This is a genomic window from Legionella cincinnatiensis (assembly GCF_900452415.1).
Taxonomy (GTDB): Bacteria; Pseudomonadota; Gammaproteobacteria; order Legionellales; family Legionellaceae; genus Legionella; species Legionella cincinnatiensis.
Genome location: NZ_UGNX01000001.1, coordinates 2,408,115 through 2,433,359, shown reverse-complemented (window position 1 = coordinate 2,433,359; position 25,245 = coordinate 2,408,115). Strand labels below are relative to the sequence as shown.

Sequence of the window (25,245 nt, the reverse complement as noted above, 5' to 3'; positions counted from 1 at the left end):
TTTTTTCTTTATCAGTGAATAGGCTAAAGTTTTTGCTGAATTCAATATAAAGCAGCATCAAAAATGATTCGATATTAATCATTTGATGCTGCTGTTTTTTTTAAAGTCTAAAGATCAGTAGTTGTAAATTGTTAAGGATCAACGTGCGGAATTTTCCGATTTTTCATGTCACCGATTACTATAATCACTGGCTTCTTATCCGTTTGTGTATTGGTTCCATCCATACCTAGAAAATCATCATAAGAAAAGGCGTAAGCATTAGTATAGCTCTCTTGTGGATGCTCTATATTTTTATCGAAACTCAATGCATGCATGGCCTCAGAATAAACATTCACACATGGAGCATCTTGAGTCACTCCGCATTGATTTACACTATAATCTACAGAATTATCAATATTATTGAAGTAATAGGGAAGTAGCTGTTGCATTTGCTCTTTATTTTTAAAAATAGGATTGCCTTGTGAATCAAAAAAATCCTTATTTATAAAAGCTGATTCTTTTCGCATCAACATTCCTGAAACAATCGCAGCAGTCAGATCTCGGGCGAGGGTTGAATCTATTGCATTACGATTATTAAATGGTGTTTGTGCGCCCATTAAAATGGAATTACTTGTTTGTGGTGAATCCAGTTTATAGGACAAAGATTCATAACTTGAGCTGTTTTCAGGTGTAAAGACTAAGGTTTGAGTGTTAGGTTTAAAAGCGCCTGACCAAATCCCCTTGTTTAATTCTTTTAAATCAATCTTGATGGAACGATTTGTAGATGAGGAATAGTACCTACTGAGTTCGTTGATATAGTTGGCAAAATATCCATCAAATCGATGACCAAATCTTCCTGGAGCATCAATTCGCATCAATGCATTTTCTGAATTATAAATAACGAGACTTGACCATTCTGAATGTGCCCAGCGTTGAGCGCATTCGGATGAGTTTAGTGTTTCTCCGGCGGCATGACAAATAATGGATTTCATATTTTTTATGACACCATCAAGCCCACCAAAATGTCCATATTCATGGCCTGCCTGCTGAATGGTATAGGGAATGGCAATAAAATCGACGCCAGTTGGATTAATAACCGTTTCGCCATGAGTATTGTAATTAAATTCGACCTTGTCAAAAAGTGTTCCATTTGTAGTTGTTTTGGGGTTATTTACATCAGGCTGGATTGGCGTTAATGTTCCTTTGTCAGTAGGGATATCTAATGCATTTCCAAAGGAAATATAAATTCGTCCTGAAGTAAGATAGGGTATACACGCTTGCGCCATCCCTTCTGAGTTAGGTGTTAATTCTGATAATGAAATCCCATAGTCTTTTCCATTCATGTTGGCATCTGTAATATCAATGAGTGAGCCCACATGATTTCTTTCATTAAATTTTACATAAGCATGTCTTTTGGTTGTGGGATCAATACCTAATACCACGATATAAGTATTTATATTTTCAATGCTTGTATTGTTGGTTTTTGATAAGTCAAAGCTAACTGACATGCCACCATTCTTGCATTCGTTTTGTGAGAAAGCACACTTACTTATAGTTAACAAACCAGTCAATCCCAGTATTAAAATACTTAAATTATTTATTTTAAAAATTTTCATGAGGAAACCTCTATTAAGGCAAAAAATCAATTTAGTATGCTGTTTAGGCAAATCCATTGATGTCAAAAGGTACATATTTTAACTCATCTTGTAAAGTATTTGATCTTTTCTAGGCGTGAGTGGGGCAGTGGTATTTGCAACCTGTGAGTTATAAATGTATTTCTCCATCCATTTCAGTTATTTTTAATAATGGACTTATTATTAGATAGAAAAATTCTTTGATGAGCTTGGCACTACTGCCATTGACTTAATATCCCCCGCCGTTGCAGTGGGGGAACGCTTCCAAAACGTCACCTTCCGTAAAAGCGATAGTCAATTTTTCTTTGAGTTGACGCGCTAGGAGGACGGCAGGTTCCTTAAAGCTCAGAACTGAAGTTGTAAATTTTTTTATGATATGGTAGTGTTTTAGCCCTTTCTTACCTCTCTTTCAATGCGTTCGCCAATTTGTTGATCGATTTTTTTCCAGTATGCAAATGCTCTTTCTAATACCGGTTGGGTGACGCCATTTTTTAGATGGGTGACTACGTTATTGACCAATCTGTTACGAGCTTCATCGTCCATAACTTGGCGTACAAGTGTATTTGGTTGTACAAAGTCATTATCATCCCTACGGAGGGTGTATGCTGCGTGAACGAAATCTCCATGGGCCTCCCAGGTCGCTACCTCAGGGTTTTTTGAGCTATCTGCTTGTGGGCCTCCTTTAGAATTAGGGGCGTATACAGGATCAGAAATATTCTCAATACGCATGGCACCATCTTTACTATAGCTGTGTACAGGACATTTAGGTTTGTTAACGGGTATTTGTTTGTAATTCACTCCTAACCGTGCCCGATGTGCATCGGCATAAGAAAATACTCGAGCAAGAAGCATCTTATCAGGACTGATTCCGGTGCCAGGTACCATATTATTAGGTTCAAATGCTACTTGCTCAATTTCAGTGTGATAATCAGTGGGATTACGGTTTAGGGTAAGTTTTCCTACTTTGACCAGAGGATAATCAGCGTGTGGCCATACTTTGGTAAGATCAAATGGATTAAAACGATACGTTTCAGCTTCTTTGAACGGCATAATCTGCATGTACAAAGTCCAACTTGGGTAGTCACCACGTTCAATTGCTTCATATAAGTCACGGGTGTGATAATCACCATCGGTACCAGCAAGATGATCTGCTTCTTCTTGGGTTAGGAATTCAATGCCTTGGTCAGTTTGAAAATGATATTTGACCCAGAATTTCTCGCCCAGTGTATTTACCCACATGTAAGTATGACTTGAATAGCCGTTCATATGGCGCCAGTTTTTGGGGATCCCACGATCACCCATCAGTAATGTTACTTGATGCGCAGACTCAGGGGAAAGGGTCCAGAAATCCCATTGCATGTCATGGTCACGTAGGTTGTTGTTGGCTCTGCGTTTTTGAGAGCGAATAAAGTGTTGGAACTTCATGGGATCACGTACAAAAAAAACAGGAGTATTGTTACCGACCATATCGAAGTTACCTTCGCTGGTGTAGAATTTTACTGCAAAGCCACGAGGATCTCGCCACGTGTCAGGACTTCCACGTTCTCCAGCAACAGTTGAAAAACGGATGACTACCTCTGTTTTTATTCCGGGTTGGAATACGGCAGCTTTTGTGTATTTTTTTACATCTTCTGTTACTTCAAAATGACCAAATGCCCCGCCACCTTTTGCATGGGGTTGGCGCTCTGGGATTTTTTCACGGTTAAAGTTTGCCATCTGCTCAATTAGATAGTGATCATGTAATACGATCGGACCATTTGGCCCAATGGTTAGTGAGTATTCATCACTAGGTACAGGTATTCCTGAATCTGTTGTTGTAAATTTTTGATTCTTATCCTTGTCAGTCATTCAAATGTCTCCCTTAATATTCGACCCGTGGAGTAGTCCTTTTCAAACCTGAATTATGGGACTGTGTATTAGTATATCCGTGAAACTTAAGATTGCTAGTTTTATAATTTTTAAAATTTTTTTTTTAATAAAATGTTTTTAGGGTATAGTTAACAATAATTTGATGATGGCATAGTTGTTAAAATGTATTTCCAACATATTTTAAATATGATTAATAACTTCATAAAGAATTAAAATTATCCTTTAATTCACAATGATTATTGCAGTACAGAACAAAAAAATTACTGACTAAAGAGAGGTATTTTGATGAAAACGATTAGCAGAGAAGAGCAGCTTAATATTACTCCAGATCAAGCCATTGATTTGCTTCAAAAAGGAAATCAGCGATTTGTCCAAAATCTGCGTTATAACCGTAATCTTCTCCAACAAGTGAATGAAACAGCTGATGGACAATATCCTTTTGCCTCAATTTTAAGTTGCATCGATTCAAGAACAACCGCTGAACTTATATTTGACCAGGGACTTGGTGATATTTTTAGTATTCGAATTGCTGGTAATATTGTGAATGACGACATTATCGGAAGTTTGGAGTTTGCTTGCAAAGTGGCAGGATCTAAACTGATTGTAGTTCTTGGCCATACAAATTGCGGTGCAATAAAAGGAGCGTGCGACCAAGCGGAATTAGGTTATTTGACCCAACTCTTGCATAAAATCACACCCGCAATTGATCAAGAAACTTCTTTTAAAGAAAATCGCAATGGAAATAACCTTCCTTATGTGAATGAAGTGGCTCGTATTAATGTTGAAAACAGTATGAAAACAATTCTCAATAAAAGCAGTATATTAAGTGAATTAGTTGCTCAAAAAACCATTAAAATAGTCGGTGGTTTGTATGATGTGGTTTCCGGTGAAGTCTCATTTTTTGGTGAGTAATTTATAATTTCAGTAAAGTAAGACAAGAGGACTAACAAGCCTCCTTGTCTAGAGAAGACTTTACCGAGAAAACAAGCCAGTCAATTTATTTTGTTCACTTTCTTCTTTAACTGCTGGATGATTTTCACAAATGTTTATGTGCAGAGCTATATCTCGTTTAAAACGATCTCCATCAAATAAGTTAATTTTTTGAACAAATCAACTATAATGCCCCCTACTTAAAAAAATTAAATAGTGGGGGAGTTAAATATGGGCAAAAAAGGGATGAAAGAACAGGCATTTGAGTCGGATACAGAGAAAAATTATAAACAAAAATTGAATATTGATGTTGCAAGTGGATTGCTTGCTGGGGCATCAAACTCAGGATTGTTTAATCCATGGGATCGTGCCTTATATTTATCAGTGAAACATAATCGTTCTTTTCTATTATTGCAAAACTTTAAATCTCCTTATCAAGGTTTTTCTCAAGCATTCGTACAGCGTGCTTTTATTGGAGGTATTTACTATGTGGCGCAAGGAGAATTAAATAGATACTTGTTTCCTTATTTACGTAATAATTTGGGGATTAACCAAACCCTGTCTCAATTTTTTGTAGGTATGACTGCGGGCAGTATTGGAGGAATATTGACAAACAGTATTGCTGCGATCAAATACCATACCTGGGGCCAAGAAAACGCATCTTTTCGTTCAAGTATTCATGAAATGTGGGGGTTAGGAGGTATTAAGCCTTTTCTAAAAGGAACCACTGCAACAATGACGCGTGACATGGTTTTTGGAAGTACTTATGAAATGTTGCGAAGTCTTATGAGTAGTACGGTAAAAAAATCTGAGAATAAGACTGCTCATGAACATCCACCGAGTCTTGAGTTTATCCATAATGCAACGGCAGCTGGAGTCGCTACAATCGTATCAAGCCCGTTTAATTATGTTCGTAATATGCAATATGCCACTCCTCCTAATCTCAAACCACCGACTACGAAGGAAGCACTCACTAACGTTTGGAATGAATCAAAAAATTCCCAACGCTCTTTTCTAGGCCGGATGAGCTTTTTCCAACAGCAATTTAGGATTGGATGGGGTACAGCGCGAGTGGCAGTGGGAATGGCTGTGGGGCAAAAATTATTTAATTGGACTCAAGAGCAACTTTCTAATTTATCAGCCAATACTACTGCATCGAGTTTGAAAAAATAAAGTGGAAGATCTAAAAAGCAACAAATCTTGCTAGAAACCTCATTTCGCAGCATAGCTATCAATAGCTCCCTGCTTCCGTAAAGGGTGACATTTTTACAAATGTTTGGAGTCGCGTCACCTTCCATAAAAGCGATAGTCAAATTTTTCTTAAGTGACGCTGATTATGGCCAGCACGGCCTAATCTATTCAAAAGATTCTTGCTCTCATTTTGAGCAAATATGAGTGATTATGATATAATCTGTAAAATTATAATCACAAACTCATTCATGAAAATCAATAATAAATCATATTTGTTCGATTTATTTGCTGTTTTAATGACTAAATTTAGGAAGTATTACATGAAAAATAGAGCTCTTAAATTTTTGATTCTATGTGCCATGAGCACAGCAACTTTTGCGTATGACGCGGATAAAAATAACTCTATGATTTCTGGTTGGCCAAATTACTTGGCGATGGGAACTATAACTAATGGAGCTTTGCAAGAGCCAACGAATATTCGTGTTGATTCTGTATTTACCTACAATGGTGCTGGCGGTGATGGTGACCCTGGAAAAATAGAAACCCCATATAAAATTTGGAATATGATTAACATGGCTAAAAGTATAAAAACGAATACTGGCTATCCTGTTAATCCTGTCTTAGTTGAATATGGCTGGCAACTCAGTGGGGGTTGGAATACTGATAGCGTGGCGCATTTAGAAGATTTAACAAAACATTTTTTTAATCTTATGTTTTTGGCTAAGACTTTGGAAGACAATGCTTACAGCAATACTGGAACTTATGGCACTATATTACTAAACCCCGACATGCTTGGTTATTTGGGCAATACAAATCGTGTGGAGACTGTTCAATCGTTAACTATCCCGGTTGGTCAAGCTGTTGCTGATGCATATTGTATGATGACTAAAACAGTTAATTATAATGACACCAATACACCAAATTGTACTTATGGCTGGAATAATAATCCGGTAACTGTCAATGGTACTCCTTCTGATTTACTTCTTTGGCTCAAATCTAAAACTGATAATTATACTGCAGGACAAACTTTTGCTGCTTGTATTAATGAATATGTGCAACCCCTTTGTAATGCATCAAATGCAACAAGTGACATTCCTGTTTTTACGGATAATTTTAATGGTTGGTTACAAGCGCAAAACTGGATGGCTAAATATTTTGGACCCCATGTTGCTCTTGGCGTACATGAAAATATTTCTGCAGTTCCAGAAGGGGGATGGTGGATACATCAAGGCCCTTCTGCTGTAAGACCCTATGTTGATAAGGTACTAGCAGATTTAAAGAGCTTTGAATTATTCACAGGTGTTTACAAACCCGATTTTATTTATTTTGATCGTTATGGTGCTGATGATTACAGCAGTAAATTTCCTAGTTTACTGAGCAATCAAGCGACGTTTTATAATGATGTTGCATGGCAAAATTTTCTGACTATGACCAAAGAAATAAGCGAGGAATTAGGGAAACAAGCGGGCAAAAATTATATCCCTGCTATGTTATGGCAAATACCCGCGGCCCATATTCCTACACAGGATGAGCCTATTCTCGATGCACATGAAGAAGGTACCGCGCCGGTATACTTTTTTGGTGACGCCAACTTACATCAAGATTTAAGCAATATCGCCTCCTGGATTAATCATGATATTGCCCGTTTACCGGCTGCATATAGTTTATGTGCTGACAAAAGTGCAACGCAGTGTCTGACACTAAACAATTTTAATTGGGCACACAATAGTACTGATCAATTAAAAAGTGCTGTTGATGCACATATATTTGCAATTTTATGGGGAGCAGGTGCTTTTGCAACAGGTGTTTGGGAAGTACCGGGAACAACTTTTCCAGATAATGGCTGGATGGCTAAAAAATTATCGATTTATTATAAAAATCCTCAATCTTTATAATAGAGTCTATTTTTGTAAGGGACTACTTGGTTTTGAGTATTATTTAAAAAGTTGTATGCGTTTCCTGGGTATGTCATCCGTTGAGCATAGAATAAAAACCAGTGGTTATCGCAACAAGGTGAGACAAGCCAGTTCAAATCTTCAATGGGAGATCGTTCTGGATTGTTTTGCCAAGGCTTGCAAAGATAAAAGAGGCATACCTCTGGAACGCTTACGAAAATTTAAATTTTTACTTTCTAAATGTAGTATTTATTAAATTTGAAAAATCTGATAACTGCTCTTCTGTTTTTTCTATTGCAGTTTTGTATTCTCGTGATGATGAAGGTTTTATATGAAGAAATTTCATGATCAGGGTTATAAGCGAATCTTCTTTTCGGTATGTATTTAAACACGTATTTTCTTCAATGGACAAGGTTCTAGCCTTACGTAAACTTTTTATTTGCCTTTTCATCATCCCTTGTAAATGATCGTTTATTTCTTTATGTGCATGATAGGATTCAGGTTTCATGTCCGATTTTATTTGCTGTGCATAATTATTGAAGTCGGCTCTCATTTTTACAATTTCTGTTCTAATAATCTCTATTTTTTCATTTAAAATTTTAACCTTAGGATCATCTGCTCCGTATTTTTTACTTAATCTAACAGCAATTTTGTTAAGATCACTCACTAACTCATCAAAAATAGCGCAATGCTTTTCATTAATGGTGGTGAATACCTGCAATAAAACAGTATTTAATTTTGAAGATTCCTGTAGTAAATGGATGTTATTTTGATTCTTGATTGGCTCCATTTTATGTCTTAACGGATCAAAATCTTCAATATGATTGATCTGTTTTCCCATAGAATCCTGGGTCCAATAAAAATTTTTAGTTTGCTTTAAATACTCTTTGGCTGGATAAACATTATTAGACCAAGGATCACAGATATATGCTTCATCTCCCCATGTTTCAGGTTTAGCAGGGTCACTATCGCTTTTACGACCAATGACTAAAAAAACGTGATCACCGCCGCTAATTGAATAAACTTCTGCATTGACATGAGGGTGATTTCTTATCATGTAATCTAAAGCCATTAAGGCCAATTCATAACAATTTCCAATGGAAAATTTTTTACAATCAGCGATACGTTTTTCAAATTTTGTAATGGCAGTTTCAACATTTAGAAAAAAAGCTTCTTTTGCAAGAGTCTCTCTAATATCACCAAGAGCTTTGTTGAGAGCAGTTTGTTTATCAATATCATATAAATTATTTTGAAGTTGGGTTGTACCCTCATATATCTGTGCTCGGGAATATTCATTTGCTAATTTAGCTAGAGTTTGGTTGGCTATTTCTTGAGGATAAAACATAATTATCAAACGTATTTCTTAAACTTTAATAACGATAATTTTAGTACATTATTTGGTTTTTTTGTTTTAATTATGCTTAAAATGCTATTTTTGAGAAAATAGTTACTATTAAAATATCAGTTGTGTTAATTGATTGAGGTGATTGATGAGAATAATTGAAACAGAGAGGTTGATATTGCGCACGTGGAGCGCTGGGGATGCTACTGAATACTATCGTATAAACCAAGACCCTAAAGTGATTGAGTTCTTAAAAGGCTCACTGACTATGAAAGAAGTGAGGGATTTTATTTCTTGTATGAATAAGCAATTTGATGAACTTGGTTATACACTTTGGGCTGCTGAAGAAAAAGCAAAAAGGCAGTTCATCGGTTTCATTGGCTTAAATCTTATAAAATGGGAAGCTCCGTTTGGGCAGGTAGTGGAAGTTGGCTGGAGACTTGGTTCGCAGTATTGGAAAAAGGGGTATGCTACAGAAGGAGCAATCGCTTGTTTGCAGTATGGGTTTAATCAATGTGATCTTAAAGAAATTGTTTCGTTTACTGTACCGGCTAACACTCGTTCTTTTCGGGTGATGGAGAAGATTGGAATGATACGTGATTTGAATGGTGATTTTGCTCATCCTAATTTACCCTTAGATCATAGACTTTCAAAACATATTTTATATAGAATCAGCAATAAAAATTACGAATAAATTTCTTTTCTTCAAGAATAATGAATCAACGCTGAACAAGTAGGCATGTCATTCCATGAGAGTTAAGATTTTTCTAGCCATTAAGGCATGGATTGGTACAGATCAAAATAACTAACCCTATCAAATGCTGCGTGACCATCGAAGCATGTTTGAATTAATCGCCAGCCTTACGCTGTTTGATAGGAACTGCTAATATTACAAAGTGATCCTTGTTGAACGAAAACTGACCAACAATTTCCATACCAAGTTTTTTATGGGCATTTATTGATCTTTGATTTTGAGTAGAAACGAAGACAACATATAACTCTAATTCTGGACGTTCGCTCAATAAAAAAGTGGTGAGGTGATGATAAAGACTAAAAAATAGGCCTTGACCTCGATAGTCTTTATCAATACAAACAGGACCAGAAATTGCAATATTATAAGTTGATAGTGTTTTCCCTTGATAATTAATATGAGGAAAGCAATCAAGCATCGCAGCAACTATTGGTACACCTTTATTATACTTCACTGAACCTGCACAAAGATAGCCACGGACCAGATCTTTATCCTTACATACAAAGACCCCAATATCTTCGTCCATGGATTTTAATTGCTCCACTGAAAAAGCACCCGAAAGAAAGCCGTCTGTCTTGTCTGAGGAAGATAGGTTAGAAGCTTGATATTTATTTTGAAGGATAACTATTTGTTCAAAATCTTCTGAATGAGCCCTTTGATATTTCATATAAGTTGTTCCCAAGAATTAGGTAAGTAAAGTTTAGAACAATTCGAAAAATCTTGCGCGTGGTATAAAACGATTTCTTTCTGTAGTATTTTTAAAATCTCTTTAAATTTCATGCATTCACTGCTCAAAAAAAACTGTATTCATCCCTAAATTTATCAAATGCAAAGCTATCTACCTTATGGGCATTATCATTATTTCATCCATAAATAGTTTAGATACATACGAATAGTTACTAAAAAGTAACTAATTGACTGATTAATAATGACTTTATATCCTGTAAATGAATTTTAATTAATAATAAAGGAGCATGCGTATGAAAGAGAAAATTATTAAAAAAATTGTCCAGCAAAAAATATTAAAAAAAGACAAAGGTTGGTGTAGACCCTGTACTAGTATTGGATAATTCCACGGAATCACAGCATATTTATGGATATGCTGTGTGAATCAAATATCATGGCTTTGAATAAAGATTTAATTATGAACCTACCTAATTTAAACAAATTGATGAGTTATAAAAATAATAAAATTATTTCTCGATACCGTAAGGACTATCCTACTGCTAAAATGAACGCAGAAGAAGCACTCCAAGAATTCATGAAATTTGTTTGGCTTTGTCATAAGCATAGGGTAGAAAAGAAGATTCGTGCGGATGATAATTCACTTAACTTTTCGTGCGCCATACACGCGGAGATGAGTGACATAGATAATATGTGGCATACATTCCTTTTATTCACCAAGGATTACCATGATTTTTGTAACCATTATCTTGATGGTGTTTTCTTTCATCATGAGCCGTTAATGAATTCTGATGATAACGTGTTCGATAAAAATGATGAAGAAGAATTAACTTTATATTTATCCTATATCTATGACAATTTAGGAGAAGATACATTAATAAAGTGGTTCAATGATTCCACTATAGAGGATGTTTCATTGAGTTGAAAATTTTTTAATGAGAATAAACAAGAATAGCCCGGTGCTTATCAGGATGCATTTGTTTCTTTAAAATTATTCTCAGCGGTAATTATTGCATCCATATTTTTTTCGGTCCATCTTGTGAGTAAATTAAGAATATTACCCAACTCTTTACCTAATGCTGTTAATGAATATTCGACTTTCATAGGTAATACTGGAAAAGACTCCCTATTTATAAACCCAAAACGTTCTAATTTATTGAGCGTTTGTGCTAACATCTTCGCAGAAATTCCACCAATTTCTCGTTTTAATTCCCCGAATCGGTAAGTTTGATTTAATAATAGATTAATTACCAAAATTGACCATTTATCGCTAATCCCCTCAAGAACATTATGAGAGGGACATTTTTCACTGTAGACACTAAATTTTTTTAAAGACATTCTGTAAGCCATATAAAGTTAAAATTTTATAAAAAACTAATATTTTTTTAACCCATTTAATAGGCACTTTAATTGAGGCAAACGCTAACTACAAGTGTGGCTGCTAAAATCATGTATATTTTTTCTTTGATGATTAAACCCCTTTAGCGTTGTTACTTAGGTGATCTGGTTCTTCCACTTGCATTTGTAAGGGAACAGGGGGGGCGTATTGGTGTTGCATTTCCTGCATTGCTTGTTTCATCGTACTGAATTTATTGCTATTGCTTTCTGTTGTTAATACTATATTTCGAATTTTTGCAGCACATTCGGGTATGCTTATAATTTTCTCAGTTTCAGTTGAGAGTTTATCATAGCTTTCTACCGCCTCCTTAAGAGCTGCGAATGTTTTTCTATAACTTGAGCTAAATATATTTAGAATCCAATGGGTGAAACCGCTGGACTTATTTATTATTTCTCTAGTATGTTCAATTATACGCTTATCTGCTTTAACGCCAAATTGATTGTAGGTCATTGCTTTAGTATGTAGCTGACTAAACTCATCTTTGATTTTATTTGTTGCCTCCATTTTTTGGTCTATTTTGCTCTTTAAGTGATCAATTTTTTGCATTATATTTAATTCACTGTAATTCTTAGGCTTTTCTTCATACAGCTTTATGCCTTGTTGATATACTGCTTCAACATATTGGTCTAAAGAATGGGATATTTCTGTAATATTTATCTCTGAATCTTCAAGTTTTTTTATAGATAGGGCAATAGTACTTAGTTTTTCTAGTTCATTTTTATAGCTTGTTAAAGTTTGAATTAAGGCTTGCGCATGTTTTTGAATTTCTCGCATTGGTATATCACTATCTCTGGTTTTAAGAGATTGTTGAAATTGTTGTTGACTCCCAATCCATTCGTCTATAGAGATTTCTTGTAACGTGCTGTCAAGTTGATTCAGCTCTTCTGCTAATCTTTGAATTTTCATTTTCTGATCGGTAAAAGACACAAGCGATTGCTGAAGATCGGATTTAACCTTATTATGTGCTGTTTCTATTTCTTTACTGTGCAATATTTCTGAAAGTCTAGGTGGCCCCCATGGGTTAAATTTTTTATTTAAATAGCTACCTACCGAACCTCTGACATGAATTAATAAATGGGCTCTTTGTATTGAATCAGGCTCTAAACCAAGATCATCACATAACTGGTTCATTTTTTTTTCAGTAGGATAATTTATCCAAAATCGGTCCATATTTAATGGATTTTGAGCCATAAACTTAGAAAATATGGCCATACGTTTTTGTTTTTCATGAAATGGTTTTCTGCGTTCCTCATATTTTTGCTGTATATTTTCTAAAGCTGATTTAAAGCTAGGTGCTGCACCTTTTGATTCTTCAAGTTTTGCTAAGGCATCTGCTGTAGTTTGAATCTGATAAGGAACCATAAATTTTTTGACGGTGTCTAGATCTTTTGCTCGTGCCTCCTCGGACTCAAGCCAGTTTTGTATGGCACGAACAAGGCCTCTATCTTTTTGTAATATTTGTTTTACTGAATTTGGGGCACTGCTTAATAACGGTTCAATATGTTTGGGATTATTTTTTAATAAGGCAGATACGATAAAGTTTTGTTGCTCTTTTAAGTCGGTACTTTTACCAAGCAGCTCTAAAGCAAATTCTGGATTATTTCCTAAAAATTTAGCAAAATTTTCTGCTATACGCGTAGTCAGAGATAAAGAACCAATAAGAGAGGGCTTTTCTTTAAAAAGGTTTAGCGCAATTGCTGGTTGCTTATCAAGAAGTTCCGATAATAAGCTGTTGTCTTGGGAATAATAGCTCAGGGCTAATTGGGGCGCTTTTAGCATCAGTGTTTTTTTCGTTTCGGCTAGGACTGTAAACGCATTTGGAATTTTGCCTTCGACTCTTGATTTATTTTCAATGAGTTTCGTTTCTAAGATGTTGACTAAGGTAACCGCTGCGATAACAGTTTCTGAAAACGCTTGAGGGTTAGGTTTATTGGGTTCCAAATTTTTAACCCATTCTTCTATACCCCCTAATAATTTATTAATCACTTCCTCATTTATGGATATACCACTCAAGGACAAGCCACCAAATCCCTCTACCCAACCTTGGTTTAACCCATCAATTATTTTATCAAGAGGTTCGTGTTCCGGACTATGTTGTCCTATTTTTTCTTTACGGAGCGCTGCTAAAGCGCCAATTGCGAAAACAGTGGTCCAGGTTCGTTTTTTTCCAGACTTTTCTTCTAATTCAATAAAGAGCTCGCCGCCATTTGACGAGGCTTCGGCTGTTTTTTTAAAGGTATCTCCATTCAGATCTTTTGATTGTTTGTCAATAAATCCACTTAAGCTCGTGGTAATGCCTTGTATATACAAAGGAATAGCCCCATCATTTTTGGTTATTCCTTTATAAGTTTGTAATTGGCGGGCATATTTATTTAAAAAAACGTCATTAAATTCTTTGGCAAACATATCTATTATCAACGAGTTTTATTATTAAATATAGACAACTTTGATTAAAATTACCTCATAATTAATTTATATGGCTCTTAGGCCAATGCCTCTGTCATTGAATCATTCCTGAAAATGAGATACATTTTTTAAAAATCAGGGGCTCACAATACAAGGAATGTCTGTGATGATGCAAACCATAATTTTCTCTTACTTGAGATTTTTGGGTATAAAGAGACGTTAGATTCGAATTTTATTAATTTTTTCTTTCTCTATGTCTTTTTCCTATGCTGAGCCAGTACGACCACTTGTAGTGGCTACAGAAATCTTTAATCCTCCTTTTATTATGCAAGGAGCAAATAATCAATTATTTGGTTTTGATATAGAAATGTTGGAAGATATTTGCCAAATTATACATCGTGAGTGTCAATCGTCCTCTATTTTTCGAAAACACCATTATATCTAATATAGAAAAACATGAGGCAGATATAGGTATTGCCTCTATTACAATTACTTTAGATCGAAGTCAGCGCATCAATTTTTCCATTTCTTACCTTCCAAGTGATGTTCAATATCTGGCATTAAAAAAATGGGCTACTGTGCCTTTTTCTGAGGATGTTTTTGATGGAAAAAAAATAGGTATTCAGGTTGGCACCATTTTTGATAGAATATTAAAGACTCAGGTTTTTCTAATGTTAAAATTGTAAGTTATAATTCTACCCCTCAGCTTATTAATGCTTTGAGCGAGGGAGAGGTTGATTTTGTGTTGCAAGATGTATTGTCAGCACAGTATTGGGCCACCGAGTTTCCTGAGTTTACTACATTTGGAAAATCGTTTATCTATGGATATGGATTTGGTATTGCTGTAAATAAAAGTGACAGTGAATTATTGCAGCAGATTAATAATGCTTTGCTTGAATTTGAAAAAAATGGCCAGTTTAAAAAGACTTATGAGCGGTATGTTCCAGAAAATTATGTCGAAAATTTTTCAACAATAATGAGTCACTTGCTCGTTTCTGGAGCATAACTATCAGCTCTTTAGAGCTTTCTTGAAAGTTTGTTTATTTTGAGAGACTTAAAAGGGATTACTTTAGTTCGTCCAAAGCTTCCAATTCAACCTGGTACATTACTTCTAATTCGAGTCATTTTTTTATCTCTTAAATGACTCGAATTAATTTTAAGTAAAGCCAATAAAGATACGAACATCATTGTAAACACGGTAATTAATGCCATCGATGCATAAATCTCTAAATGAGTTGAAGCCCCAAAAGGGTCAACTAATTGGGTTAAACCTTGTATGCTATAAATAGCGACTGCTTCTCTCCAAAAGTTTTTAGAAGAAAATGCGTTACAATTGTTTACAGCGATAACATCATACTTGGCAATATAAACTGCAAAAATTTGATAGATAATATAAACTACTAAAAACCAACCAAAATAATTTTGTAACGGAACACCAAAATACATTCCTCCATTCTTCCATACCCATAATGAATAGACTGTTGAAGAAAGAGGATCCATACATACATCCCATATCACCATAATAAAAGTGGCAATCAAAGGCACAAAAAATATCTGTTTCCCAGTCAGTGGAGCAGCGTATTGTCCCAAGAGTATATGAGCTAGAATCCAAGAAGCATAACCCGTTCCAAAATAAGCAAACATAATAATGAGGGGTACTTGAAATAATCTTGGTCCAGCTAATTTATCATAATAATAATGTCCAAAAGGAAATCCCGTCTGAATACTTAATGCCTCAAAGAAATGACTGACAAGCCAAGTTATTATAAAAAATAAAATTATATTCTTTATTCCATATCGCTCTTTACCATGTAGACAAGCCGCAATAAAAATAGTCAAGACAAGAATAATGGGTAAAAAGATTACTGCGACCGGGCCATGCCAGGCAGCAGAAAAGAGAGTTGCCAAAAGATAAAGAGTAATCACTATCCATCGGATGATGCTACTTCTATTTCTCGTCGTTTCGTTGTTGGCCATTTAAGCGTCCTTACTCGTATATCCATTTGAAAAACTTACACTATAAGTTACTCGATTTAAACCTCATCTTTCAATAAGAGCAAACAAGTATAGAAAAAATCTAGAGGGTAAGAATAAAAGGGGTATTCACAACTATGTGATATATTTAATTGAAGTGACGTAAAAGTCTGTAATGAGGGTAAGTTTATGGATAAACCAATTATACCACATTCTATACTAACAGAGATCAAAGCAAATCTGTTGCTTAGTTTACCATTAATGGCAGCCTGGTTTATTCATTCACTCGGGCCTTTTGCAGGCACGGCGATGATTGCTCATTTGGGAAAAGATGCATTAGCAGGTAGTGTTTTAGTGGGAACAATTTGGATGGCTGGCATTACCTTCTGGTTTGGTCTTTTTCATGCGGTGAGTATTTTAATTCCACAACAAATGGGAGCCAATAATAATGAAGCTATCAGTGAAATCATGGGACAAGCCTTGCTGTTGAATTTTTTTTCTTGGATTCCAATGATGGGGCTTTTGTGGATGATTCCATTTTTAGTGCATTGGAGCGCACGTAATCTAGAGGTATTAATGTATGCAGCGGAGTATGCGCATGCACTTATATATGCTGTTCCAGGTGTAATTACACTTGCAATTATAGGCCATTTTTTGGCCGGAATTGGCAAAACGAAAATGAGCTTATGCATCAGTTTAATAGAAATTCCGCTCGAGATAGTATTTATTTATATTTTTGTTTTTGGAAAATTAGGTATTCCTGCTTTTGGGATAGCAGGAGTAGGTTATGGCTTAGCATTTTCCTTCACATTAACGAGCATCTTTATCTTCATATATTTATATGGTGCAAAATTTGCAAAACCCTTTCAGATTTTTAAACATATCGGGACATTCAATTGGGCTCCTTGTAAAGAAATGTTAAGGATTGGTTTGCCTATTGGATTTACCTATTTTATCGAATTAGTTGGATTCACCGTAGTAACTTATTTCGTTTCTCGATTTAATAATATAGCGCTTGCTGCTCATCAAATCATTCTACAGTTTGAAGGGGTTATTGTTAATATTCCTCATTCCATATCTCAGGCAATTACGGTTCGTGTTGGAATCCAGGTAGGACGAATGGATAAAACAGGAGTAATTTATGCGAGTTATGTGGGAATTATTCTTGGTTTTCTTATTTCATTAGTGATTTTTTTAATTTTGGTATTATTTCCTATGAAAATGCTCAGTATTGATTTCAATATTCATGAACACGCAAACATCGTTCAGATTGTTATACCGCTGTTTTTTACTCTGGGAGTATTTCAGGTTTTTGATTCTATTCGTGTGTTAGAAGCTGGAGCATTACGTGGATTAAAAGATACAAAATTTACGATGTATGTCAACATATTTTGTTTTTCCATTTTAGGGGTTTTTTTAGCCTATTTAATGGGAATTGTATTGAATCATAATGTTCAAGGTATCTGGTATGGTTTAACCTTTGGAATGATATTAGGTGCGATTATTCTCTTTTTTCGTTTAAAAAAAACAATAAAAAATGCCGACTTATCTCACCTATTAAAAATTTATTAAAAACAGATCTCATTATTAATGATATTAAAGGATAAAGTTACTTAAGCACAATAAATAAAAAATTAGCTTAAGTTGAAAAAGATCGCCCGCATGCTACTCTAAATAGTAGATGGATTTTAAAAAGAACAGTCTGTTCAATTTGCAGACATATAACTGCTAAGGATAGCGATGATAAAAATAGAAGCTTCCAGCTACCAAAAGAATTTCTATTTAGAATGGAAACTTGATCCTGACTCAATTAAGTATAACTTATTTTTATTGTTTGAAATTCATGGGACTCTTGATATTCAATTACTTGAAAAATCAATCATTCAGTTTATTAATTACGGGCAAAATCAAAGAACATTTTTTATAGAAGAAGAAAATAAGCTGAAACAAGTCATTGTTGATAATATTAAAAATTTTGAATTGGAATTTTATGATATTAGCCACTTAAACGAAAATGCAAAAAAATGCTGCCCAACAATTATTAACATCTATTCATCAAAATAAGTTCAATCTTAAAGTTTTACCACTGTATCGTTATGCACTCATAAAGCGGTCTCAAAATGAGTATCTTTTCACTAGTGTTTGGCATCATATAGTGGGTGATGGGGCATTTTTAGTAATTTTGTTGGGTATATTTCGCGGACTTATAACGCTCTCATCGCAAATAAAGTAGTTCAAGAGCCCAAATTAGTTAATATTAACGAATATATAGATTATGAAAAAAAATACTATACGAAAAATGAATACAAACAAGATCTTATATTTTGGGAGAAAGAGCTTGCTTCAACAGAACTCCATATTAATTTACCCAAAATTAAATTTTCTCAGGAAAAACCGACACATCAACTGTTTTCATTGGACAGACAATTAAGTCAAAAAATATTATCTGCTGTTCGGCAAAACAATACCACTTTATTTATTTTTCTGATGAGTGCATTTTCTTTATTAATTGAAAAATACACTGCTCAGAAAGAGTGTGTGCTCAGTTATCCTGTTAATCTTAAGCCAAAAGCATTGCAACCCTTATTAGGATGTTTCGTTAATATGGGATTGATTAAGCTCTCTATTAATTCAAATAATACAGTTAAAGAATTTATTGAACATGTGACACAACAAAGAGCAATTTCAAAACGGCATCAGAAAATTCCTTTATTTGATATTGTTTCACGTTTACGTAGAACTAATAATTATGAAGAAAATGCTTTGAATGTTTCTATAGCTGAGACAACACTTGGATTGGTGCCACTACAACTTGAACATTGTGAATGTCAAACATATCCCAGGGAGTTGCAACATATAGAAGATTTAGGATGTCATTTTCAATATTTAGAGAAAATATACTTAAAATTCGATCATAATGGCACGTATTTTGATGATGAAAGTATTAAAGCTTTATTCGAAAGTTTTAAACTGATTCTAGAACAGTTTGTTGCGTTTCCCAAAAAGCAACTTAAAAATATCCAAATCTTAACTGAGCAACAGCGATTGCAAATTCTGAATGAATGGTGCGGAAGAGCGAAAGGGTATTCCCTAGATAAAACGATTCCTCAACTCTTTGAAGAGCAAGTGTTAAAAGATCCGCAAAGAATCGCAATACAATATGATGAACATGTTTATACTTATGAAGAAATTAATCAAAGGGCGAATTAACTCGCAAACTTGATTCGTAGACTCTATCAACATAATCAAAATGACTCTTTGCATGCGGATACTTTAGTAGGAATTTGTGTGCCTAGATCTTTGAATATGATTATAGGAATTTTGGGTATTCTCAAGGCTGGAGCCGCCTATGTTCCTTTAGATCCGGAATATCCAGAAGAGCGGTTAAAATATATTTTGGAAGATTGCCAACCGCTATTAATTATCACTGAGGAGGATATTGTTGCGAAATATGCTTTTATCTCTAAATTATATTCTAATAAATTACTTGTATTAGATGACATTAAAATAAAAAAACAGCTTGCTGAGTGTGATAGTGTCAATCTAAAGAAAATCAGTGGGCCTAATTGTTTAGCATATCTCATTTACACCTCAGGTTCGACTGGTAAACCCAAAGGTGTGTTAGTGGAACAACGAGGTGTCGTTAATTACATCTATAATCAAACTGAATATCTAAAGTTGCAACAGCCAAAAAGTTTTTATTTTATTCATTCATATGCTTTTGATACTTCTATATCAAGTATTTTTGGCTCATTGCAAATCTTAAAAGTTATGAAAGTGTTTCAATGCCATGAAAAACCTAAAAAGAAATGCTTTGCTCATTTCAACAATAATTGGGGATGATGAGTGTGCTAACTCAACATGAGCGTCATACAATAAGATTCACTTTTCCCTGGGGCATAGGGGCAATGAACTATTAAATTAACGTGAGTTTCGTATAAACGAATGTGGATTTCGGGGCTGAGGAAGCGCAAAGCGCTGTCTCGAAGCTTTAATAGGAGCATACCAAGCCTTCGAGACGAGGCATTTTGCCTCTCCTCAGGCTGAACGGCTCTAAATAAGGACGGGCTCCTCATTTTTAAATTTCGTGGGGATAGAGCAGGTCTCGAATTGAGAAAGGCCCACAAAATTAAAACTAAAAAATGATTTTGTTCGATTCTCCCCTTGGATCGTTCGAGCTGAGGAAGCGCAAAGCGCTGTCTCGAAGCTTTAATAGGAGCATACCAAGCCTTCGGGACGAGGCATTTTGCCTCTCCTCAGGCTGAACGGCTCTAAATAAGGACGGGCTCCTCATTTTTAAATTTCGTGGGGATAGAGCAGGTCTCGAATTGAGAAAGGCCCACAAAATTAAAACTAAAAAATGATTTTGTTCGATTCTCCCCTTGGATCGTTCGAGCTGAGGAAGCGCAAAGCGCTGTCTCGAAGCTTTAATAGGAGCATACCAAGCCTTCGGGACGAGGCATTTTGCCTCTCCTCAGGTTGAGAGGCTCTAAATAATGACTGGATCTAAATAGATTCTTTATCCGAAACTCACATTAATTTAACGGTCGTTTAGCGACATAAAGGGAATTGCTATGCCTTTTATGTCGAACTCACGTTATTGATATATGCGGGCTTACCCATGATGTAAGTCGCTTTAATATTATCCTCAGATCCCAAAGTCATCAAAATAAAAAGCAACTCGAAAATATCATCTACTTTTTCACGACGATATTTCAGGTACGTTGTTGCATCGGGATCAATGACAATAAAATCAGCTTCCTTTCCTGGTTTAAAAGAACCAATTTGCTTATCCAGTTGTAATGCTTTTGCTGCACCTAAAGTTGCCATATACCAGCGCACCATACTAGGTAATTTGACACTGTTTAACATAGAAACCTTATATGCATCGTCTAAAACAGCAAACATGGAAAGACTGTTTCCGGCTCCCCAATCCGTTCCTAAAGTAATTTTGTTGGTATATTTGGATGTTCTTGCAAAATTAAATAAACCACTGCCTAAAAAGTTATTACTCAATGGACACCAGGATATAATTGCACCCGATTTTTTAAATAATTCCAGCTCTTCATCGGTTGTATGGATGCAATGGCCAAATATACTTCGGTCTGTTACCAAACCAAAATGATCATAAACATCCATATAATGTTTACTCCAAGGATAAAGTTTTTTTACTGACGCCACTTCATTCACATTTTCATCCAAGTGGGTTTGGATGTAACAATCTGGATGTTCTTTTTTAAGGGATCCACACAATTCAAGCATTGTATTAGAGCACGATAAAGCAAATCGTGGAGAAATACAGTAGGATAAACGTCCTTTATTGTGCCATTTTTTAATTAATCGAACACAATTGTCATAATTCTCCTGTGTCGTTAAGCGGAGTTTATCAGGAGAGTTTTCATCCATTAAAATATTACCAGTCACAAAACGCATATTTCTTCTTTGCAACTCGTCAAAAAAGATGTCAGAGGCTTCATAAAATAATGGTCCATAAGAAACGGCTGTGGTCGTCCCATTTCTTAAAAGATGGTCCAAAAAGAAATTTAAATCTTTTGTTGCACTCTCTCTATCACTATAAACGCTCTCACCAGGGAATACATAGTCTTCCAGCCATTCCAGAAGCTTTTCCCCATAAGCGGCAACTATGGAGCTTTGTGAAGCATGTTGATGTGTATCAATAAACCCAGGAGTAATTAATTTATCTTTATAATCAACTTGTTTTATCTCACTAATTTTATTCTTTAAATCGGCATAGCTGCCTACATCAAGAATTCTTCCCGCTTCAACGATCAGTATGCCATCTTCGATATAAACATATTGGCATTCTTGTTCTGATGGTTTGTCTTTCTTAATAGGAAAATTTTCAAGAGTTGCTGTGTCCTTAAAATAAAAGAGTGTACCTCGGTAAGCTATTTTATCACTCATAACAATCTCCATGAGTTATGGGCTTGTGTCCTTAATAAAATAAATCAACAAAATTGAAAAAAGTATGAAAAAAGGTAGTATCCATAAATAAGTAAAAAATTCTTTGGAAACAGTAGTGATGAATAAATAGGGAATAAAAAGCAAAAGCGTATTAAATAAAAAAACAGCTGTATTCAATACACTTATCGCTACACCTCGTGTGTTATCTGATGAAATTTCATTAACCATAGTATAAAAAAGCATTGAACCAGAAAGTAAGAAACCAATAAAAAAAGAAACTATTTTGGTGATGATGTCAGCACTAGTGTTGTAATGAGGAAGATAAATACCAAGCAATAACGCCATCGTTCCTGTGACTAAGGTAATATGTATGATCATAAGTCTTGATTTGACTGCATTTGAAAGCCAACCTAATAGGGGGGTACCAATGCCAATTCCTGCAAAAATCAAACTGCTAATCAGGATTGATTGTAGAGTATCTACTGAATAATAGTTTTGAATCGGCATAAACCACAGGCTTGCATAAGCAAGTAAGACACCAAATGACATTGCTGCAGCAAGCGAACACAGTAAAATTTGTTTGTTTTTAAACACGAATAACAAAGAGCTCTTGAGTGATACAGAGGTGTCTTTTTTATTGGGAGCACGAACAATAATCAAAGATAAAATAAATAAAATGATACCAAAAATAGCAAGTTTTTGATAAATCTCATTCCAAGTATGCGATATCAATTCAACTTTAAAATAATAATGCAGTACTCCAGCTAAAATACATGAAAGTGTTTGCGTTAAACCAAATAATATAGGAAAGACTTTTGTTGAAAACCATTGCGAAATTAAAACTGCTGCGGCGACAAATGCAAAAGAAGCACCTACTCCTTGTATCAAATTAGCAAAGGTAAAAACAGGCAAATTATCCGCAATAGAAATAAAAATATTTCCGAAGGCCAATAAAAAAACTCCTCCGCTAACTACTATTCTTGGACTAAATTTATCAAGAAAATAACCCGCAGGAATTTGCATACAAGCGAAACCTAAAATAAATGCCCCCGTGGCAATAGAAACCCCATAATCACTGGTACTTAGGGTCTGCTTTATTGGCTCAGAAAATACTGCTGCGGCAGTATTTAAACAAAAAGAATAAACAACAAATAAGGTAACGATCAACCAAACAAGAGATCCATATAGTTTGTGCATCGTCTATCCTTATTTTGATTGATGGTATTTATGCATAGATGTAACAAAGTATAGCAAAATTTTGGCACAAATTTTTGCGGTAACTCCTTTGGATATTTCCTGAAGCAAAGAAATATAAAGAGTCATTTGATCCCAAACTTTGGATAAGCTTGTGTGACTGATAAAAGAAGGATGAGGACACTACCATAGTTCATCAGCTTGATATATTGAAGCTAGATTTTGGATTAGAAAAGTAGAGTGAGCTCTAATTTTACAAATTGATTATGATAAAAGCCATGTACCAGTAGTGGTAATTATTTCGGTTCAGTGGCAAAAGCAAATCCCTAGTAGCGCAACTAAATTATATTTAAATATAAACTTAGTTGAGTTAAAAACATGGGTTTATCCATTTGCAAGGTATAGCTGTGATATACTGAAAAGTAAGTGATCATATTATCAACGCTTTTAACATATTATTTGAAATGAAAAACTTAATTTCGGATGATTTTCGAAAAGAGCAGGATCTTATAAAGATTTCTATTGCCCTTACTGCTGTTATGGGAATAATAGGTATCCTTATTGGCGCGCATATTGATTCTACCGCCATTACTATCGATGGGATGTATTGTTCGATAGGGATTTTTAGTACCTATCTGATTTTTCTGACCAGTCAGAAAATGAACTTGCATTATTCTAAGAAATTTCAGTTTGGTTACTATAAACTTGAACCACTGGTAATTCTAGGTGAAGGTGCATTGATTATAGGTTCTTGTGCCTTTGCTTTAACCTCTGCTGTTAGAGACATCATCCATTTACATCATATCAAGAATTTTTTATTGCCAGCTTTTTATCAAGGAATAGCTGCTGGTGCCTGCTTTTTGATGGCATTTCTTTTTTATCGTTTTGCAAGACCCAAGAACAATCAGTTGTTATTGTCCCAAGGACTGGTGTGGTTTATTGATGGGTTACAAAGTATTATGTTGAGCATTGCATTTTTCTTGGGTGTCGGTCTCAATGGCACTGCATATGCTTTTATTATTCCTTATATTGATCCTGTGCTCGTTATTTGTTTAGTTTTTATCATTATACGTGAACCGATTAAATTATTAAAAATAAATTCAGAGGAACTTTTGGATGTAATGTCCGATAGTCAATTAGGCAATAAAATTGATCGTATCGTTTATGAGCATTTTAAAGAGAAAAATTTAGATAAATTTATTACAAAAATATTTATACGAAAAGCAGGAAGGGCTATTTTTGTTCATATTATTGTACTTCCTGAAATCATGCTCCCGCTTACGTCATTACATCAAATAAAAACAGAACTTATAGAGAAACTAGATCAACCCTGTCTCTACTTATTTATTTCTATATAGTCTGTATCAAATCTACCTGCTTAACAATGAATACAGTACAGATAACAGGTTAAGACTATAGTGTTTTTCATTCTAATTTAACAATGAATGGCACAAACAATTACGAATGACTTTTTTATTGTCAGAGAAGATAAGGGCATGGATTTTACCAGGAGCTGAAATGAAATCAGTTTCTTACTGTTTTTTCACTTTTTTTAGGGGATTTAAGTGTAGAGGTCAACCCAATAATCAACAGACCAAGAGCAGCCCCTGTTAGAGTTCCTACTCCTCTGGATTTTAGGCTACCGATAATCGCTCCCAAACCCATTCCGATGATAATTTCTAGATTGATCCAGAAGGATGCGGACAATACTTGCACGATATTATCGTGTGATAACACAGGATAGTTTTTAGTTTTTTTATAAATTTTAAACAAAGTTATAGTGATAGTAATGCCTCCTCCTAAGAGTGCCCCCGCAATTAATCCTAAAAGTGCTCCAACCATAATTCCTGGAGTAAGATTCAAAACAAAGTTACTGGGGTTGTTGCAAAGAGAAAATGACTGACCAATGAACCCACCCGAGAAAAGGCCAATGGCCCCTCCACTACCGCCGCCAAGCAGTGCACTGACTGCCAGGGCAACATAGAGATTAGGATTACGAACAAGTTGCTCAATCCAGTTCTTTAACAGCAGAATTTTCTTTTCCTTGCTCATCAAAATTTCCTTTAAAAAAA

Annotated in this window: 21 protein-coding genes and 1 pseudogene; 12 read left to right on the top strand and 10 right to left on the bottom strand. The window is 35.0% G+C overall.

Annotated elements, in window-relative coordinates; translation table 11 throughout:
- Positions 1 to 131 precede the first annotated feature (131 nt).
- Together DYH34_RS10910 and DYH34_RS10905 are read right to left on the bottom strand one after the other, a co-directional pair.
- Positions 132 to 1,595 (bottom strand): beta-1,3-glucanase family protein, encoded by a 1,464-nt coding sequence (locus DYH34_RS10910; protein WP_083502778.1) that lies wholly within the window; start codon positions 1,593 to 1,595, stop codon positions 132 to 134.
- A gap of 405 nt (positions 1,596 to 2,000) precedes the next feature.
- Positions 2,001 to 3,461, bottom strand: coding sequence for a catalase (locus tag DYH34_RS10905; protein ID WP_058465309.1), 1,461 nt, complete (start codon positions 3,459 to 3,461; stop codon positions 2,001 to 2,003).
- 306 nt (positions 3,462 to 3,767) lie between these two features.
- Here DYH34_RS10905 and DYH34_RS10900 point away from each other — a divergent pair, with 306 nt between their 5' ends.
- The 3 genes from DYH34_RS10900 (at position 3,768) to DYH34_RS10890 (ending at position 7,498) form a co-directional block, all read left to right on the top strand.
- A complete protein-coding gene (locus tag DYH34_RS10900) occupies positions 3,768 to 4,394 on the top strand; it encodes a carbonic anhydrase family protein (protein WP_058465308.1) in 627 nt (208 codons plus the stop codon).
- Positions 4,395 to 4,643: 249 nt separating this feature from the next.
- Entirely contained in the window at positions 4,644 to 5,585 is a 942-nt protein-coding gene (locus tag DYH34_RS10895; RefSeq protein WP_058465307.1) for a hypothetical protein, read from the top strand.
- 338 nt (positions 5,586 to 5,923) lie between these two features.
- The gene (locus DYH34_RS10890) at positions 5,924 to 7,498 is read left to right on the top strand and encodes a hypothetical protein (protein WP_058465306.1); all 1,575 of its coding nucleotides are present in this window, start codon (positions 5,924 to 5,926) and stop codon (positions 7,496 to 7,498) included.
- 229 nt (positions 7,499 to 7,727) lie between these two features.
- Here DYH34_RS10890 and DYH34_RS10880 read toward each other — a convergent pair whose 3' ends face one another.
- Complete coding sequence (locus DYH34_RS10880; RefSeq protein WP_058465304.1) at positions 7,728 to 8,843, bottom strand: hypothetical protein; 1,116 nt, start codon at positions 8,841 to 8,843, stop codon at positions 7,728 to 7,730.
- A gap of 145 nt (positions 8,844 to 8,988) precedes the next feature.
- Here DYH34_RS10880 and DYH34_RS10875 point away from each other — a divergent pair, with 145 nt between their 5' ends.
- Positions 8,989 to 9,534, top strand: a complete 546-nt coding sequence (locus DYH34_RS10875) for a GNAT family N-acetyltransferase (protein WP_083502772.1) — start codon at positions 8,989 to 8,991, stop codon at positions 9,532 to 9,534.
- 154 nt (positions 9,535 to 9,688) lie between these two features.
- Here DYH34_RS10875 and DYH34_RS10870 read toward each other — a convergent pair whose 3' ends face one another.
- Complete coding sequence (locus DYH34_RS10870) at positions 9,689 to 10,258, bottom strand: GNAT family N-acetyltransferase (RefSeq protein ID WP_058465303.1); 570 nt, start codon at positions 10,256 to 10,258, stop codon at positions 9,689 to 9,691.
- 477 nt (positions 10,259 to 10,735) lie between these two features.
- On the opposite strand from DYH34_RS10870, the gene DYH34_RS10865 reads away from it, so the two are divergent.
- Positions 10,736 to 11,200 carry a glycine-rich domain-containing protein gene (locus DYH34_RS10865; RefSeq protein ID WP_058465501.1) on the top strand — a complete coding sequence of 155 codons (465 nt, stop codon included), beginning with the start codon at positions 10,736 to 10,738 and terminating at the stop codon, positions 11,198 to 11,200.
- 41 nt (positions 11,201 to 11,241) lie between these two features.
- On the opposite strand, the gene DYH34_RS10860 is transcribed toward DYH34_RS10865, so the two are convergent.
- Complete coding sequence (locus DYH34_RS10860) at positions 11,242 to 11,613, bottom strand: winged helix-turn-helix transcriptional regulator (protein ID WP_058465302.1); 372 nt, start codon at positions 11,611 to 11,613, stop codon at positions 11,242 to 11,244.
- Between the two features lie 133 nt (positions 11,614 to 11,746).
- Positions 11,747 to 14,080, bottom strand: coding sequence for a hypothetical protein (locus DYH34_RS10855; protein WP_058465301.1), 2,334 nt, complete (start codon positions 14,078 to 14,080; stop codon positions 11,747 to 11,749).
- Between the two features lie 398 nt (positions 14,081 to 14,478).
- On the opposite strand from DYH34_RS10855, the gene DYH34_RS18555 reads away from it, so the two are divergent.
- Together DYH34_RS18555 and DYH34_RS18550 are read left to right on the top strand one after the other, a co-directional pair.
- The gene (locus tag DYH34_RS18555; RefSeq protein WP_058465300.1) at positions 14,479 to 14,766 is read left to right on the top strand and encodes a transporter substrate-binding domain-containing protein; all 288 of its coding nucleotides are present in this window, start codon (positions 14,479 to 14,481) and stop codon (positions 14,764 to 14,766) included.
- Positions 14,767 to 14,822: 56 nt separating this feature from the next.
- The gene (locus DYH34_RS18550) at positions 14,823 to 15,086 is read left to right on the top strand and encodes a type 2 periplasmic-binding domain-containing protein (RefSeq protein ID WP_058465299.1); all 264 of its coding nucleotides are present in this window, start codon (positions 14,823 to 14,825) and stop codon (positions 15,084 to 15,086) included.
- A gap of 86 nt (positions 15,087 to 15,172) precedes the next feature.
- Here the strand turns inward: DYH34_RS18550 and DYH34_RS10840 are convergent, their stop codons facing one another.
- On the bottom strand, positions 15,173 to 16,057 hold the full coding sequence (locus tag DYH34_RS10840; protein WP_058465298.1) for a carotenoid biosynthesis protein: 885 nt from the start codon (positions 16,055 to 16,057) through the stop codon (positions 15,173 to 15,175).
- Positions 16,058 to 16,243: 186 nt separating this feature from the next.
- Here DYH34_RS10840 and DYH34_RS10835 point away from each other — a divergent pair, with 186 nt between their 5' ends.
- The 4 genes and pseudogenes from DYH34_RS10835 to DYH34_RS10815 all read left to right on the top strand — a co-directional run bounded on the left by DYH34_RS10835 (position 16,244) and on the right by DYH34_RS10815 (position 19,897).
- Complete coding sequence (locus tag DYH34_RS10835) at positions 16,244 to 17,626, top strand: MATE family efflux transporter (protein ID WP_058465297.1); 1,383 nt, start codon at positions 16,244 to 16,246, stop codon at positions 17,624 to 17,626.
- 168 nt (positions 17,627 to 17,794) lie between these two features.
- Complete coding sequence (locus DYH34_RS10830; protein WP_058465296.1) at positions 17,795 to 18,118, top strand: condensation domain-containing protein; 324 nt, start codon at positions 17,795 to 17,797, stop codon at positions 18,116 to 18,118.
- Positions 18,069 to 19,264: pseudogene (locus DYH34_RS10820) on the top strand (condensation domain-containing protein). Before DYH34_RS10830 ends, DYH34_RS10820 begins: the two are co-directional and overlap by 50 nt.
- A gap of 9 nt (positions 19,265 to 19,273) precedes the next feature.
- Positions 19,274 to 19,897: an AMP-binding protein gene (locus DYH34_RS10815; RefSeq protein ID WP_172465416.1), complete on the top strand. Its 624-nt coding sequence runs from the start codon at positions 19,274 to 19,276 to the stop codon at positions 19,895 to 19,897.
- A gap of 738 nt (positions 19,898 to 20,635) precedes the next feature.
- On the opposite strand, the gene guaD is transcribed toward DYH34_RS10815, so the two are convergent.
- Together guaD and DYH34_RS10805 are read right to left on the bottom strand one after the other, a co-directional pair.
- Positions 20,636 to 21,979 carry a guanine deaminase gene (gene guaD / locus DYH34_RS10810; protein WP_058465293.1) on the bottom strand — a complete coding sequence of 448 codons (1,344 nt, stop codon included), beginning with the start codon at positions 21,977 to 21,979 and terminating at the stop codon, positions 20,636 to 20,638.
- Positions 21,980 to 21,994: 15 nt separating this feature from the next.
- On the bottom strand, positions 21,995 to 23,176 hold the full coding sequence (locus DYH34_RS10805; protein ID WP_058465292.1) for an MFS transporter: 1,182 nt from the start codon (positions 23,174 to 23,176) through the stop codon (positions 21,995 to 21,997).
- 461 nt (positions 23,177 to 23,637) lie between these two features.
- Between DYH34_RS10805 and DYH34_RS10800 the strand changes: the two genes are divergently transcribed.
- On the top strand, positions 23,638 to 24,531 hold the full coding sequence (locus DYH34_RS10800) for a cation efflux transmembrane domain-containing protein (protein ID WP_058465291.1): 894 nt from the start codon (positions 23,638 to 23,640) through the stop codon (positions 24,529 to 24,531).
- 166 nt (positions 24,532 to 24,697) lie between these two features.
- On the opposite strand, the gene DYH34_RS10795 is transcribed toward DYH34_RS10800, so the two are convergent.
- The gene (locus DYH34_RS10795) at positions 24,698 to 25,225 is read right to left on the bottom strand and encodes a hypothetical protein (protein ID WP_058465290.1); all 528 of its coding nucleotides are present in this window, start codon (positions 25,223 to 25,225) and stop codon (positions 24,698 to 24,700) included.
- Positions 25,226 to 25,245 lie beyond the last annotated feature (20 nt).

What these genes read in the sequence shown, in the direction of transcription:
- DYH34_RS10910 (WP_083502778.1), bottom strand. Translation starts at nt 1,595, where the DNA reads ATGAAAATTTTTAAAATAAATAATTTAAGTATTTTAATACTGGGATTG.
- DYH34_RS10905 (WP_058465309.1), bottom strand. Translation starts at nt 3,461, where the DNA reads ATGACTGACAAGGATAAGAATCAAAAATTTACAACAACAGATTCAGGA.
- DYH34_RS10900 (WP_058465308.1), top strand. Translation starts at nt 3,768, where the DNA reads ATGAAAACGATTAGCAGAGAAGAGCAGCTTAATATTACTCCAGATCAA.
- DYH34_RS10895 (WP_058465307.1), top strand. Translation starts at nt 4,644, where the DNA reads ATGGGCAAAAAAGGGATGAAAGAACAGGCATTTGAGTCGGATACAGAG.
- DYH34_RS10890 (WP_058465306.1), top strand. Translation starts at nt 5,924, where the DNA reads ATGAAAAATAGAGCTCTTAAATTTTTGATTCTATGTGCCATGAGCACA.
- DYH34_RS10880 (WP_058465304.1), bottom strand. Translation starts at nt 8,843, where the DNA reads ATGTTTTATCCTCAAGAAATAGCCAACCAAACTCTAGCTAAATTAGCA.
- DYH34_RS10875 (WP_083502772.1), top strand. Translation starts at nt 8,989, where the DNA reads ATGAGAATAATTGAAACAGAGAGGTTGATATTGCGCACGTGGAGCGCT.
- DYH34_RS10870 (WP_058465303.1), bottom strand. Translation starts at nt 10,258, where the DNA reads ATGAAATATCAAAGGGCTCATTCAGAAGATTTTGAACAAATAGTTATC.
- DYH34_RS10865 (WP_058465501.1), top strand. Translation starts at nt 10,736, where the DNA reads ATGAACCTACCTAATTTAAACAAATTGATGAGTTATAAAAATAATAAA.
- DYH34_RS10860 (WP_058465302.1), bottom strand. Translation starts at nt 11,613, where the DNA reads ATGTCTTTAAAAAAATTTAGTGTCTACAGTGAAAAATGTCCCTCTCAT.
- DYH34_RS10855 (WP_058465301.1), bottom strand. Translation starts at nt 14,080, where the DNA reads ATGTTTGCCAAAGAATTTAATGACGTTTTTTTAAATAAATATGCCCGC.
- DYH34_RS10840 (WP_058465298.1), bottom strand. Translation starts at nt 16,057, where the DNA reads ATGGCCAACAACGAAACGACGAGAAATAGAAGTAGCATCATCCGATGG.
- DYH34_RS10835 (WP_058465297.1), top strand. Translation starts at nt 16,244, where the DNA reads ATGGATAAACCAATTATACCACATTCTATACTAACAGAGATCAAAGCA.
- DYH34_RS10830 (WP_058465296.1), top strand. Translation starts at nt 17,795, where the DNA reads ATGATAAAAATAGAAGCTTCCAGCTACCAAAAGAATTTCTATTTAGAA.
- guaD (WP_058465293.1), bottom strand. Translation starts at nt 21,979, where the DNA reads ATGAGTGATAAAATAGCTTACCGAGGTACACTCTTTTATTTTAAGGAC.
- DYH34_RS10805 (WP_058465292.1), bottom strand. Translation starts at nt 23,176, where the DNA reads ATGCACAAACTATATGGATCTCTTGTTTGGTTGATCGTTACCTTATTT.
- DYH34_RS10800 (WP_058465291.1), top strand. Translation starts at nt 23,638, where the DNA reads ATGAAAAACTTAATTTCGGATGATTTTCGAAAAGAGCAGGATCTTATA.
- DYH34_RS10795 (WP_058465290.1), bottom strand. Translation starts at nt 25,225, where the DNA reads ATGAGCAAGGAAAAGAAAATTCTGCTGTTAAAGAACTGGATTGAGCAA.